General features: G+C 73.3%; 10 protein-coding genes. 2 read left to right on the plus strand and 8 right to left on the minus strand.

Annotated elements, in window-relative coordinates; all coding sequences use genetic code 11:
• Positions 1–33: 33 nt before the first annotated feature.
• Complete coding sequence (locus tag Ae717Ps2_RS00205) at positions 34–507, plus strand: GatB/YqeY domain-containing protein (protein ID WP_020627793.1); 474 nt, start codon at positions 34–36, stop codon at positions 505–507.
• 61 nt (positions 508–568) lie between these two features.
• Here the strand turns inward: Ae717Ps2_RS00205 and topA are convergent, their stop codons facing one another.
• The 5 genes from topA to Ae717Ps2_RS00230 form a co-directional block, all read right to left on the minus strand.
• Entirely contained in the window at positions 569–3382 is a 2814-nt protein-coding gene (topA, locus tag Ae717Ps2_RS00210; protein WP_233147711.1) for a type I DNA topoisomerase, read from the minus strand.
• A gap of 336 nt (positions 3383–3718) precedes the next feature.
• The gene (locus tag Ae717Ps2_RS00215; protein ID WP_337819625.1) at positions 3719–4309 is read right to left on the minus strand and encodes a hypothetical protein; all 591 of its coding nucleotides are present in this window, start codon (positions 4307–4309) and stop codon (positions 3719–3721) included.
• A gap of 75 nt (positions 4310–4384) precedes the next feature.
• Positions 4385–4987 carry a hypothetical protein gene (locus Ae717Ps2_RS00220; protein WP_075308811.1) on the minus strand — a complete coding sequence of 201 codons (603 nt, stop codon included), beginning with the start codon at positions 4985–4987 and terminating at the stop codon, positions 4385–4387.
• A gap of 74 nt (positions 4988–5061) precedes the next feature.
• A complete protein-coding gene (locus Ae717Ps2_RS00225) occupies positions 5062–5667 on the minus strand; it encodes a hypothetical protein (RefSeq protein ID WP_139318852.1) in 606 nt (201 codons plus the stop codon).
• Positions 5668–5787: 120 nt separating this feature from the next.
• A complete protein-coding gene (locus Ae717Ps2_RS00230) occupies positions 5788–8091 on the minus strand; it encodes a sodium-translocating pyrophosphatase (RefSeq protein ID WP_060713601.1) in 2304 nt (767 codons plus the stop codon).
• Between the two features lie 419 nt (positions 8092–8510).
• Between Ae717Ps2_RS00230 and Ae717Ps2_RS00235 the strand changes: the two genes are divergently transcribed.
• Positions 8511–11078 carry a DEAD/DEAH box helicase gene (locus Ae717Ps2_RS00235; RefSeq protein WP_075308807.1) on the plus strand — a complete coding sequence of 856 codons (2568 nt, stop codon included), beginning with the start codon at positions 8511–8513 and terminating at the stop codon, positions 11076–11078.
• A gap of 374 nt (positions 11079–11452) precedes the next feature.
• Here the strand turns inward: Ae717Ps2_RS00235 and Ae717Ps2_RS00240 are convergent, their stop codons facing one another.
• Genes Ae717Ps2_RS00240 through Ae717Ps2_RS00250 form a run of 3 tightly spaced genes read right to left on the minus strand, consistent with a single transcriptional unit; the run spans position 11453 to position 12637 of the window.
• Positions 11453–11887: an Rv3654c family TadE-like protein gene (locus Ae717Ps2_RS00240; RefSeq protein ID WP_075308803.1), complete on the minus strand. Its 435-nt coding sequence runs from the start codon at positions 11885–11887 to the stop codon at positions 11453–11455.
• Complete coding sequence (locus Ae717Ps2_RS00245; protein WP_233147394.1) at positions 11884–12459, minus strand: TadE family type IV pilus minor pilin; 576 nt, start codon at positions 12457–12459, stop codon at positions 11884–11886. The genes Ae717Ps2_RS00240 and Ae717Ps2_RS00245 overlap by 4 nt, the downstream gene beginning before the upstream one ends.
• Positions 12437–12637 (minus strand): DUF4244 domain-containing protein, encoded by a 201-nt coding sequence (locus Ae717Ps2_RS00250; RefSeq protein WP_075308801.1) that lies wholly within the window; start codon positions 12635–12637, stop codon positions 12437–12439. The genes Ae717Ps2_RS00245 and Ae717Ps2_RS00250 overlap by 23 nt, the downstream gene beginning before the upstream one ends.
• Positions 12638–12667 lie beyond the last annotated feature (30 nt).

Consider the following 12667-nt stretch of genomic DNA (forward strand, 5'->3'; position numbering starts at 1 on the left):
CCAGCGTACGTCGCGGGACTATCGTGGCGACCCGTGAGCACCCTCAAGGAGCAGCTGCGGGCCGACCTGACCACCGCGATGAAGGCCAGGGACGAGCTGGTCCGGACGACCCTGCGATCCGTCCTGACCTCGATCGGCAACGCCGAGGTGGCCGGTGACACCGCCCGGGAGCTCTCCGACGACGAGGTCCGCGCGGTCATCACCAAGGAGACCAAGCGGCGTGCCGAGTCCGCCCAGGCCTTCGCCGACGGCGGCCGCCCCGAGTCCGCGGACCGTGAGCGCGCCGAGGGCGAGGTCCTCGCCCGGTACCTGCCGACCCAGCTCGACGACGACGAGGTGGCCGCCCTGGCGACCGCCGCCGTCGCCGAGGTGGAGGCCGAGACCGGGGAGCGGCCCGGCATGCGGCAGATGGGACAGGTCATGAAGAAGGCGAACGCCGCCGCGGCGGGCCGCGCCGAGGGCGGCCGTGTCGCCGCCGCGGTGAAGAAGGCCCTCGCCGCGGGCTGACCCGCCCCCGTCGACGACGGGCCCCGCACCGGATCGCTCCGGTGCGGGGCCCGTCCTCGACTCAGGTCGTGGGGGTCTTGCGGGTGCGCGTCCCGGTCGACTTCGTCGTGGTGCTCTTCGCCGCCGTGCTGCGCGTCGTGGTCTTCTTCGCCGCGGCCGTGCGGGTGCCGGTCTTTGCCGCAGGGCTCTTGGCCGTGGTGCTCTTCGACGCGGCCGGCTTGCGGGTCGTGGTCTTCTTCGCGGGGGCCTTCGCCCGCCGCTCGGCGAGCAGCTCGGACGCCCGCTCGTCGGTGATCTCCTCGACCGAGTCGCCCTTGCGCAGGCTGGCGTTCGTCTCGCCGTCGGTGACGTAGGGGCCGAACCGGCCGTCCTTGATCACCATCTTCTTGCCGGTCGAGGCGTCCTCACCCAGCTCGCGCAGCGGCGGTGCCGCGGCGGCACGGCCCCGCTGCTTGGGCTGGGAGTAGATCCCCAGGGCCTCCTCCAGGGTGACCGTGAAGAGCTGCTCCTCGTTCGACAGCGACCGCGAGTCCGTGCCCTTCTTCAGGTACGGGCCGTAGCGGCCGTTCTGCGCGGTGATCTCGTCACCGGAGTCCGGGTCCGTGCCGACGATCCGGGGCAGCGACAGCAGCCGCAGCGCGTCCTCGAGGGTGACGGTGTCGACCGACATCGACTTGAACAGCGAGCCGGTGCGCGGCTTGGGCTTGGCCGGCTTCTTCTTGGCGCCCTCGGGCACCTCCGGCTCGGGCAGGAGCTCGGTGACGTAGGGGCCGAAGCGGCCCTCCTTCGCCACGATCTCGTGGCCGGTGACCGGGTCGGTGCCCAGCTTGCGGCCCTCCTGCGGCACCGAGAACAGCTTCTCGGCGATCTCCTCGGTCAGCTCGTCGGGGGCCAGGTCGTCGGGCAGGTTGGCCCGCTGGGACTCGCCGTCGACGATCCGCTCCAGGTACGGGCCGTAGCGCCCGACCCGGACGACGACGTCGCGGCCCTCGGCGTCGGTGAACATCGGGATCGAGTTCACCGTGCGGGCGTCGATCTCCTCCAGGTTCGCGCCGACGAGCTTCTTCAGCCCGCCCGCCTTCGCGATCTCCGACCCGGTGTCCGCGCCCTCGTCGCCGAAGTAGAAGCCGGACAGCCAGTGCACGCGGGAGTCGTCCCCGGAGGCGATGGAGTCGAGGTCGTCCTCCATGGCGGCGGTGAAGTCGTAGTCGACGAGCTGGCCGAAGTGCTGCTCCATCAGCCCGACGACGGCGAACGCCACCCACGACGGGACGAGCGCGGAGCCCTTCTTCCAGACGTAGCCGCGGTCGAGGATGGTCTTGATCGTCGACGCGTACGTCGACGGCCGCCCGATCCCCATCTCCTCCATCGCCTTGACCAGCGCGGGCTCGGTGAAGCGCGACGGCGGGCTGGTCGAGTGCCCGTCGGGCACCAGCTCGGTGGCGGTCAGCGCCTGCCCCTCGGTCAGCTCCGGGAGCCGGGACTCGGCGTCGTCGGCCTGGCCGGTGGACTCGTCGTCCATGGTCTCGACGTAGGCCTTGAGGAAGCCGGGGAAGGTGATCGTGCGGCCGGAGGACGCGAACACGACCTTCTCGCCGGTCCCCGCGGTGCCCGCGATCCGGATGCTCACGGTGGTCCCGCGGGCGTCGTTCATCTGCGAGGCGATGGTCCGCTGCCAGATCATCTCGTAGAGACGGAAGTCGTCACCGTCGACCTCGCGGGCGATCGCACCGGGGGTCCGGAAGGTCTCGCCGGCAGGGCGGATGGCCTCGTGGGCCTCCTGGGCGTTCTTCACCTTGCGCGTGTACTGGCGCGGCGAGTCCGCGACGTAGGCGTCGCCGTAGAGCTCACGGGCCTGCGAGCGGGCGGCCTCGATGGCCGTCGCCGACAGCGTCGTCGAGTCCGTACGCATGTAGGTGATGTAGCCGTTCTCGTACAGGCGCTGCGCGCTGCGCATCGTGCGCTCGGAGGAGAACCGCAGCTTGCGGCCCGCCTCCTGCTGCAGCGTCGAGGTCATGAACGGCGGGTACGGCTTGCGCGTGTAGGGCTTGGACTCGACGGAGGCGACCTCCATCGGACGGTCCTGCAACCCGTCGGCGAGGCGGCGTGCCTGCGCCTCGTTCAGGGTGACGACCTCGGCGGAGCCCTTCTTCAGCTGCCCGAGCGAGTCGAAGTCGCGGCCGGTGGCGACGCGCTTGTCGTCGACCTGCACCAGCCGTGCGCCGAACGAGCGCGGGGTGGCCTTCTCCCCGGCGTCGAGGGTCGCGGCGATGTCCCAGTACTCCGCGGAGCGGAACGCGATGCGGTCACGCTCGCGCTGCACGATCAGCCGGGTCGCGACCGACTGGACGCGGCCCGCCGACAGCTTCGGCATGACCTTCTTCCACAGCACGGGGGAGACCTCGTAGCCGTAGAGACGGTCCAGGATGCGGCGGGTCTCCTGCGCGTCGACGAGGTGCTGGTCGAGCTCGCGGGTGTTCTCCGCGGCCGCCCGGATCGCCGACTCGGTGATCTCGTGGAAGACCATCCGCCGGACCGGGACCTTGGGCTGGAGGGTCTCGAGCAGGTGCCAGGCGATGGCCTCGCCTTCGCGGTCGGGGTCCGTCGCGAGCAGGAGCTCGTCGACGGTCTTCAGCGCCTCGCGCAGCTCCGAGACGGTGCTGCGCTTCTCCGGTGTGACGATGTAGAGCGGGCTGAACTGGTTGTCGACGTCGACGCCGAGCCGCGCCCAGGACTCGCCCTTGTACTTGGCGGGCACGTCCGCCGCACCGCGCGGCAGGTCACGGATGTGCCCGACGGAGGACTCGACGATGTAGTCGTTGCCCAGGTAGGGCTGGATCTTCTTCGCCTTGCTGGGGGACTCGACGATCACCAGGCGGCGCGTCGGGCGGCCGGATGCGTTCGCCGTCGAGGTCGGCTTGCGCGTGCTGCCCCCCGACGTGCGTGCCGAACCCGTCGTTCCCGTTGTCGCTGCTGCCACGTGGTCCTACCTCATCTCCTCGGCTGCGTCGCGGTCCCTGCGACGTCGTCGCCGTTATCCGACCCCGTACAGGTGCATCGTGCGGTCCCGGAGCGTGCCGGGACGGTTGCGCTGAGCGTCTTCTTCGGGGTCGACGATCGCACGATCTCACACCGTCGTCGCTCCGTGTCGTGGCTCGTGCCACTGGGAGCGGGCGAGTCGCCAGCGTAGACCCAGCCGTAGTTCGGCAGGTCAGGCGGCCGGTCGGCCGCGGTACCGGGGCCAGTCGGCCGGATTCGTCATCCGCGGCGCGGGGCCGACCAGTTCCACCAGTCGGGCCAGTCGACGCGCTCCGTGCAGGCGTAACGCCGGGCCGGGCGCGCCGTGTTCCCCCGGGGCGAGCCGTGCCGGGGGCAGGCCGGCCCGGGTGGCGGCGGCGATCAGCGGGCCGTGTGTCCACGACGCCTGTGGATCGAGCAGCAGCAGGTACCCGCCCCGCAGGTCGGGGGTGCCCGCGGCGAGCGCCCACAGCCGGAGCGCGGCGCCGTCGAGCTGGAAGTCCGGCGGGATCTGCTTGCGACCCTCCGGCGTGCACCAGGCGCGGGCCAGGGGAACCAGGTCGCGCCGGAACGCGCTGCGCATCCCGGACGCCCCGGGGGCGAGGGTGACGCCGCGGGCCGCCGCCAGCGCGGCCAGCGCGGTCTCGCGCCCCTCGATCGGCAGTGGGACGTCGAACCGGGCCGTGTCCCCGGCGCCGAACCGCTCGATCCGCCCGGGCCCGCAGAGCAGCCCGGCCAGGTCGGTCAGCCCGGCCGGCCGGGCCTCCGCGGAGAACAGCGACATCTGCGGCACCCGCGAAGCATAGAACGCATGTTCGACCTTGCCCAGCGGGGAGCGCCGTACGGGTGACGCAGCGGGTCAGGCGGGGCCGTTGATCTTCTTGAGTGCGACGCACTTCGGTGCGGTCGCGAACGCCTTGTCCAGACGCGGGGTGGGCCCGATCTTGTCCAGCCCCTGGGCGCCGGAGATCGTCCGCAGCTTCTGCTGGGCGCCGTCGAGCTTGCCCTTGAAGCCCTGGACGTCGTTCGGGTCGATCGCGTCGACGTCCTTCTTGGCCTGGGCGATCGTCGTGCCGGACCGGTCGAGCATGTCGCGGACCGCGGCGGCCCACGCGTCGCCGCCGCTCACCGGGGACTGCCCGGCCGCAGCCAGCTGCTTCTTGCCGGTGTCGATGCCGGCCGCCACCTTGCCGAGGTACTCCGACAGGCGCGTCTTGATCCCGGCGAGGTCGGCGCCGTCGTAGTTCGGCGGGGTGTTGAGCGGCTGGTAGTAGGCCAGGGTCGCGCCACAGACCTTGTCGCCCCAGGCGACCGGGTCGGCGCCGACGCCCGCGGTCGGTCGGGGGGCCGGGTCCGCCGCGGGGGTGCCGGCCACGCTCGACGCGCAGCCGCCGGCCAGGAGCGCGGCGAGCAGGGTGGGGAGCAGGACCCGGGCGGTGCGCGCCGGGCGGGGGGTGGCCATCGTCGGGCTCCAGGGTCGGGGCCCGTGGGGGCCCGGGACACGGACAGTGGTCGACGGTAGGACGCCGCCGCGGGTCAGCTGCCTCCGCCCTCCCCGGTTGACCCGTTCGGGGCATCGGCGGGGCCGCCGGGCGGCGGTGTCGGGCGGGCCTGCTCCGCCGTTCGGGTGAGGTCCGTGCAGGCCGTCGAGGCCCGGAACGCCGAGGCGATCGCCGGGTTGCCGGTGACCTCGTCGAGCGGCCCGGTGGTCCCGGCGAGGCGGGCGAGCGGCTCCAGCGCGGCAGGCAGGTCACGCTGCACCGCGGCCGGGTCGGCCGGGTCGATGGCGTCGACCCGCGAGCGCGCCCCGGAGAACGCCGAGCGGATCTCGCCGAGTCCGCCCTGGAGCCGCGCGGCGAGGGCCTCGCCGTCGTCGACGGGGGCCGGGCCGAGCCGGTCCAGGTCGCCCAGCGCGCCGTCGGCGGCCTGGGTGGTGCGGGTCAGGTAGTCCGAGAGGGCCCGCAGCCGCTGCGCCGGATCCGGGGTCTCCGCGGGCGCGTCCACGGCGGTGCGGACGAAGGGCAGCACGGCCGCGCACATCGAGTCGGTCCACTGTTCGACGGTCGGCCCGGAGGGGCCGCAGCCCGCCAGCACGACGGTCGGGGCGACGAGGAGCGCGGCGAGACCTCGCGATGTCCGCATCGCTCCTCCGTCGGGGGTGATCACTGCGGTCCGGCGGAGAGTATCCGAATCGTCCCGAGACGAAAGACGGCCGCCCGTCCCGATGGGACGAGCGGCCGCCGTGGTCCTGCGAGGTGTCGGCTAACCGACCGAGCTCTCGGCCGGGGTGTCGGTGATCGCCGAGGTGCGGCGCTTCGAGACCACCACCGCGGCCGCGATGATCACCACCGCGACGATCGCGATGAGGACGCGGATCACCGGGTTGGCGTCCGGGGTGGACAGCACCACGACCGCGGGGGCGATCAGCACCGAGACCAGGTTCATGACCTTGATCAGCGGGTTGATCGCGGGGCCCGCGGTGTCCTTGAACGGGTCGCCGACGGTGTCGCCGATGATCGTCGCCTCGTGGGCGTCGGAGCCCTTGCCGCCGTGGTTGCCGTCCTCGACGAGCTTCTTGGCGTTGTCCCAGGCGCCGCCCGAGTTGGCCAGGAAGATCGCCATCAGGACGCCGGTCGCGATGGCACCTGCCAGGTAGCCGGCCAGCGGGCCGACGCCGAGACCGAACCCGACCGCGATCGGGGCGAAGATGGCGAGCAGGCCGGGGGTGGCCAGCTCGCGCAGCGAGTCCCGGGTGCAGATGTCGACGACGCGGCCGTACTCCGGGCGCTCGGTGCGGTCCATGATCCCGGGGTGCTCGCGGAACTGGCGGCGCACCTCGTAGACGACGGCGCCCGCGGCGCGGGTCACCGCGTTGACCGCGAGGCCGGAGAACATGAAGACCACCGAGGCGCCGATGATCACGCCGACCAGGGTGTTCGGGCTGAACACCTCGTAGGCGAACGCGGTCCCGGCGTCCTGCGCGGCGATGTTCACCCCGGCCAGGGCCTGGCTGATCGCGTCGCGGTAGGAGCCGAACAGCGCCGTCGCCGCGAGCACTGCGGTGGCGATCGCGATGCCCTTGGTGATCGCCTTGGTGGTGTTCCCGACCGCGTCGAGCTCGGTGAGGATGTCGACGCCGTCGCCCTCGACGTCGCCGGACATCTCCGCGATGCCCTGCGCGTTGTCCGAGACCGGGCCGAAGGTGTCCATCGCGACGATGACGCCGACCGTGGTCAGCAGGCCGGTACCGGCCAGTGCGACCGCGAACAGCGACACGACGATCGAGCCGGACAGCAGGAACGCCCCGTAGACGGCCGCGGAGATGACGAGCGCGGTGTAGACGGCGGACTCGAAGCCGATCGAGATGCCGGACAGGATCACGGTGGCCGCACCGGTCAGCGACGACTCGCCGACGTCCTTGACCGGGCGGTCCTCGGTACCGGTGTAGTAGCCGGTCAGCTTGAGGATGACCGCGGCCAGCACGATCCCGATGACCACGGCGACCGAGGCGATCAGGCGCGGGTCGCCCGCGAGCCCGACGACGCTGGTGTCGGTCGGGTTCAGCAGCTCGCCGAAGGTGCTCGGGAGGTAGACGTAGGCGGCGATGATCGACAGCACGCCGGCGAACAGTGCCGAGAGGTAGAAGCTGCGGTTGATCGCCCGCAGGGTGTTCTCCCCGGCGCGGGCCTTGGTCAGGTAGACGCCCAGGATCGCGGTGATCACGCCGATCGCCGGGACGATCAGCGGGAACAGCAGGCCCTGCAGGCCGAACGCCGCGGTGCCGAGGATCAGTGCGGCGACCAGCGTCACCGCGTAGGACTCGAACAGGTCGGCGGCCATGCCGGCGCAGTCACCGACGTTGTCGCCCACGTTGTCGGCGATGGTGGCCGCGTTGCGGGGGTCGTCCTCGGGGATGCCCTGCTCGACCTTGCCGACCAGGTCGGCGCCGACGTCGGCGGCCTTGGTGAAGATGCCGCCGCCGACCCGCATGAACATCGCGAGCAGTGCCGCGCCGAAGCCGAAGCCCTCCAGGACGCGGGGCGCCTGGCCGGCATAGACGAGCACGACGATCGCGGCCCCGAACAGGCCGAGGCCGACGGTGAACATGCCGACGACGCCGCCGGTGCGGAACGCGATGCGGGTCGCCTTCTCACGGCCGCCCGGCTCGCGGGAGGCCGCGGCGACGCGGATGTTCGCGCGGGTGGCGAGCCACATGCCCAGGTAGCCGATGATCGCGGAGAAGACCGCGCCGACGACGAAGAAGATCGATCGTCCGATGCGTTCACCGAGGTCCTCGGCGGGGAGCGCGAAGAGCAGGACGAACACGATCGCGGCGAAGATCGCGAGCGTGCGGAACTGGCGGTTGAGGTACGCCGTGGCGCCCTCCTGGACCGCGCGGCCGATCTCCTGCATGTTCGGGGTGCCCTCGCCGTAGGAGAGCACCTCCCGCAGCAGTAGACCGCCGACGACCAGGGCGACGAGGGCGACCACCGCGACCACACCGACGATGGTGAGGTCCCCCGCGCCGAGCTCGAGGCCCTGGGCGAGGTAGGTGGGCTGGGACATCCGTGTCCTCCCGGTGGAAAGGATCCGGCCGGCGAGGTCCCCGGCGGCCGGGTCGGGGTCACTGTGGCGCGACCCGGCCGGGCGGCGACGGCCTCGTCGGCGTCGACTGGGCCCGGGCGGCGTCCACCGGTGACCGGGCTGGTGCAGTCTATGAGTGTGGGACATCCCTCAGTGCGATTGGGATCACAAGACGTAACGAACTGGCAAAAGTGATCAATCCCACACGATGTCGCGACGCAATCCGGGAACCTGCAGATCACCTGCGACGCAACCACTTCTGTCGTCCGCCCGTGCCGCGCCCGTCGGCCGGGGGCGGACACCGGGAGCGACCGCTGATCGTTCGAACATCTGTGCCATCGTGGTCGGTCGTGGGAGCGACGGCGGACAGCACGCAGGGCCCGGACGGGTCGCAGCGCGGGATGGAGCTGCTCCGCCGCGTGCTGGCGGGCTCGGGCCTCGACCCGGCCCGTGCCGACGCCACGTGGACGTCCGGCCCGGCGGAGACGGTCCCGCCGAGGCCGGGACCGGGCGCCGGGGCGTTCGCCGCTCAGGACGGGTTCGACGGTCCGGACGGAGCGCGCGGCTCCGGGGGGCCGACCGACCCCGTCGGCTCTGCCGGCTCCCGCGGCCCTGCCGGTCCCAGCCGTCCTCCTGGCCCTGCCGATCCTCCCGGCTTCCATGGTGTCGATGGCGACGATCCGGCCGGCGCCGTCGACGATCCGTTGCGGCACGTCGTGCGGATTCCGGCACGGCCCGGCCGCCAGGTCGACTGGCCGGGCTGGACACCCGAACCGCTGCGCACGGCCTGGGCGGCCCGCGGCGTGACCCGCCCGTGGTCGCACCAGGCACACGGGGCGGAGCTGGTGCACTCCGGCGCCGATGTCGTCGTCGCGACGGGGACGGCGTCGGGGAAGTCGCTGGTCTACCAGCTCCCGGTGCTCGCCGGGCTGGCCGAGGACCCGCGGGCCACGGCGCTGTACCTCGCCCCGACCAAGGCACTCGCAGCCGACCAGCTGCGGTCCCTCGACGGGCTCGCCCCGGACGGTGTCCGGCCCGCCGCCTTCGACGGTGACACCCCCATGGACCAGCGCGACTGGGTCCGCAGGCACTGCCGGTGGGTCTTCTCCAACCCGGACATGCTGCACCGGTCGCTCCTTCCTCGGCACGGACGCTGGACGACCTTCCTCCGCCGGCTGCGCTACGTCGTGGTCGACGAGTGCCACACCTACCGCGGGGTGTTCGGCTCGCACGTGGCACTGCTGCTGCGACGGCTGTTGCGTCTCGCCGCCCGCTACGGCGCACGCCCCACGATCGTGCTCGCCTCGGCGACGGTGGCCCGCCCGGAGGAGTTCGCGTCCCGGCTGACCGGCCGCGACGTCGTCGCCGTCACCGAGGACGGGTCCCCGCATGCCGGTCGCACCGTCGCGTTCTGGGAGCCGCCGCTGCTCGCCGAGATCACCGGGGAGAACGGGGCGCCGGTCCGCCGCTCCGCCGGGGCCGAGGTCTCCCGGATGCTCGCCGACCTCGTCCTGGAGGACGCGCGGACCCTGGCCTTCGTCCGGTCCCGGCGGGCCGCCGAGCTCACCGCGCTCGGTGCGCAGCGCCAGGTCGCCGAGATCGCTCCCGAGCTGGCCGCGCGGGTCGCCGCCTACCGCGGCGGCTACCTGCCGGAGGAGCGCCGCGCGCTGGAGGCCGACCTGATGTCGGGCAGGCTGATCGGGGTCGCGACCACCAACGCCCTCGAGCTCGGCGTCGACATCTCCGGGCTCGACGCGGTGGTGCAGGCCGGCTTCCCCGGAACCCGCGCGTCGTTCTGGCAGCAGGCCGGGCGTGCCGGGCGCGCCGCCGACGAGGCACTCGTCGTGCTCGTCGCCCGCGACGACCCGCTCGACACCTACCTCGTCCACCATCCGAGCTCGCTGGTCGGTGCGCCGGTGGAGAGCTGCGTGCTCAATCCGGTCAACCCGTACGTGCTCGCTCCGCAGCTGGCATGCGCGGCCGCGGAGATGCCGCTGACCACGGTCGACGTCGAGGAGATGTTCGGAGGAGCGCCCGCGGTGGAGGTCCTCGACGCCCTGGTCGAGGAGGGCGTGCTGCGCCGCCGACCGCACGGCTGGTTCTGGCCCGACACCGGCGACGCACCCGCCGCGCACGTCGACATCCGCGGCTCCGGACTCGGACAGGTCGCCGTGGTCGAGGCGGCCACCGGGCGGATGCTCGGCACCGTCGACGGCGGCTCGGCCCCGGGCACGATCCACTCCGGTGCGGTGTACCTGCACCGTGGCGACAGCTTCGTCGTCGACGAGCTGGATCTCGACGACGGCGTCGCGCTCGTCCACGCCGAGGCCCCGGACTGGCGCACCGAGGCCCAGTCGGTCTCCGACGTCGCCGTGCTCGAGGTACTGGAGCACCGCCGGTGCGGGCCGGTGCAGGTCTGCTTCGGCGCGACCACGGTGACCAGCCAGGTCGTCGCGTACCGCCGACGGACCCCGGACGGGACGGTGCTCGACCAGACGCCGCTGGACCTGCCGCCGCAGAGTCTGGACACCCGGTCGGTCTGGTACACGATCGACCCCGACGCGCTCGCCGACGCCGGCATCGACGAGGCCCGTCTCCCCGGTGCCCTGCACGCCGCCGAGCACGCCGCGATCGGACTGCTCCCGCTGTTCGCGATCTGTGACCGCTGGGACATCGGTGGCCTGTCCACCGCGCTGCACCCCGACACCGGGCTCCCGACGGTGTTCGTGCACGACGGGCACCCCGGCGGCGCAGGGCTGGCCGAACGCGGCCACGAGGTGCTGGGGCGATGGCTGGCGGCGACCCGCGCCGCCGTCCGGGACTGCGAGTGCCGCACCGGATGCCCCTCGTGCGTGCAGTCCCCGAAGTGCGGCAACGGGAACAACCCGCTGGACAAGAGCGGGGCGGTGCAGGTGCTGGATCTGGTTCTGGCCGCGCTGGAAGGCGGGACCCCGACCGGCTCGCGGTGACCGCGGGACCGGACGGGGTACCACCGGCCCGCCCGTCGGGGGCGGGGGCGGACCGGTGGCAACCACGTGCGACGACATCGGACGGGGGCGCCAGGGGCGCTCCGACGTCGTCGCTGTCTGGGGAGCGTGGTCTTCGTGGCGGGGGCGGACCGGACCCTGCGCGTCCTCGCGACTCCTAGTAGGCCCGAGTGTCGCGACAGTGACCAGATGTGGGCCGCGCAACGTCGGTGATCGGTCACGCCCCCACGACGAGATGCCGTTGCGTTGGGACGTTCGTCGTAAGCAATCGTGATGACGGCGTGCTCCGGGGTTCGCCGTCCGTTCATCTGGAGGCGCGGACCGCTCACCGAGATCGTGATCACGTCCGGGCGTGTTCACGACGGCTCCACCGCAGGAACCGAACCGTCCACGGGCCCGCTCGCCGGGGGCGTGCCCGCGTCGACGGGAGCCGGACCCGCGCGTGCCCTCGCCCGTGCGGGACCCCGGAGCGGGAGCAGCCCCGACCAGGCGACCTGGGTCTCGACCAGGGCGTCCCAGCCGTCGAGGCGGCAGGTCAGCAGCTCGGCGCCGTTGCGGACGGCGAGGTCGGAGGCACGGGCGCAGGCGGCAGCGGTGCCGTCCACCGACTGTCCCGCGGCCGCGAGCGCGGACAGGTCTGCGGCGGCGGAGGCGACGTGCCGGGCGCGGGCCGCGGCAGCCAGGTCGACACCGACGGTGCCGACCAGGAGCAGCACCGCTGCGGCCGTCGCGGCCCAGACCGAGGCGACGCCCGCGTCGCCTCCGCGACGTACCGGGGCGTGCCTGCTCATGGCGCGCCACCGGGCTGCGCCGGCGCCGACCCGGAACGGACCGCGCCTGCCGTGACGCCGGGTTCGACCGCGGCAGTCGCGGCACCGCTGATCGTGACCGGGAGCAGCCCGACCGGCCGGACCCGCACCGTCACGACGACGAGATCGCCGTCGACGCGGAGCTCGGGCTCGGCCCCGGCCGGTGCGAGCTGCGCGGCCGCGGCCCGACCCCGCTCGGTGTCACCGCGCGCGGCCTGGCGGGCCAGTTCGAGAGCGGCGTCGGTGCAGCGGACCCCGGCCGCCACCGCGGCGACGGCTCCGACCGCCGCCGCGGTGACCGCGACCAGGGTGCCGAGCGCCAGCGCCGCCTCGACGGTGACCGCGCCACGGTCGTCCGCCAGCCAGGACGGCGCGCCGCTAGTGGGGCCGACCGCGGCACCACGACGGGTGGCGCGGCCGCGGACACGGCGGCCACCGTGTCCGCGGTCCGCCCGGTCCGCCCGGTCCGCCCGGTCCGCCCGGTCGGGTCGGTCGGGCCGATCGGGTCGGCTCGGGATGTCGCGGCCGTTGTCAGAGCGTCGTGGACAGTGCACGTTGCACGATCCCGGTGAGGGCGGCGAGGACGTCTCCGCCGCTGACGATCGCGTAGAGGAGCGCGGCGAAGGCCGCGGCGGCGACGGTGCCGACGGCGTACTCGACGGTGGACATGCCGTCGTCGTCCGAGGCGAGTGCGCACAGCCGGCGGTGCAGCAGGGAACGGGTGGGGGTCATCGGTGTCTCCTTCGTCGGGGGCCCGCGGAG

The organism is Pseudonocardia sp. Ae717_Ps2 (assembly GCF_001932475.1).
In the GTDB taxonomy this organism is placed as follows: Bacteria; Actinomycetota; Actinomycetes; order Mycobacteriales; family Pseudonocardiaceae; genus Pseudonocardia.

What these genes read in the sequence shown, in the direction of transcription:
- Ae717Ps2_RS00220 (WP_075308811.1), bottom strand. Translation starts at nt 4,987, where the DNA reads ATGGCCACCCCCCGCCCGGCGCGCACCGCCCGGGTCCTGCTCCCCACC.
- Ae717Ps2_RS00225 (WP_139318852.1), bottom strand. Translation starts at nt 5,667, where the DNA reads ATGCGGACATCGCGAGGTCTCGCCGCGCTCCTCGTCGCCCCGACCGTC.
- Ae717Ps2_RS00250 (WP_075308801.1), bottom strand. Translation starts at nt 12,637, where the DNA reads ATGACCCCCACCCGTTCCCTGCTGCACCGCCGGCTGTGCGCACTCGCC.
- Ae717Ps2_RS00240 (WP_075308803.1), bottom strand. Translation starts at nt 11,887, where the DNA reads ATGAGCAGGCACGCCCCGGTACGTCGCGGAGGCGACGCGGGCGTCGCC.
- Ae717Ps2_RS00235 (WP_075308807.1), top strand. Translation starts at nt 8,511, where the DNA reads ATGGAGCTGCTCCGCCGCGTGCTGGCGGGCTCGGGCCTCGACCCGGCC.
- Ae717Ps2_RS00215 (WP_337819625.1), bottom strand. Translation starts at nt 4,309, where the DNA reads ATGTCGCTGTTCTCCGCGGAGGCCCGGCCGGCCGGGCTGACCGACCTG.
- Ae717Ps2_RS00230 (WP_060713601.1), bottom strand. Translation starts at nt 8,091, where the DNA reads ATGTCCCAGCCCACCTACCTCGCCCAGGGCCTCGAGCTCGGCGCGGGG.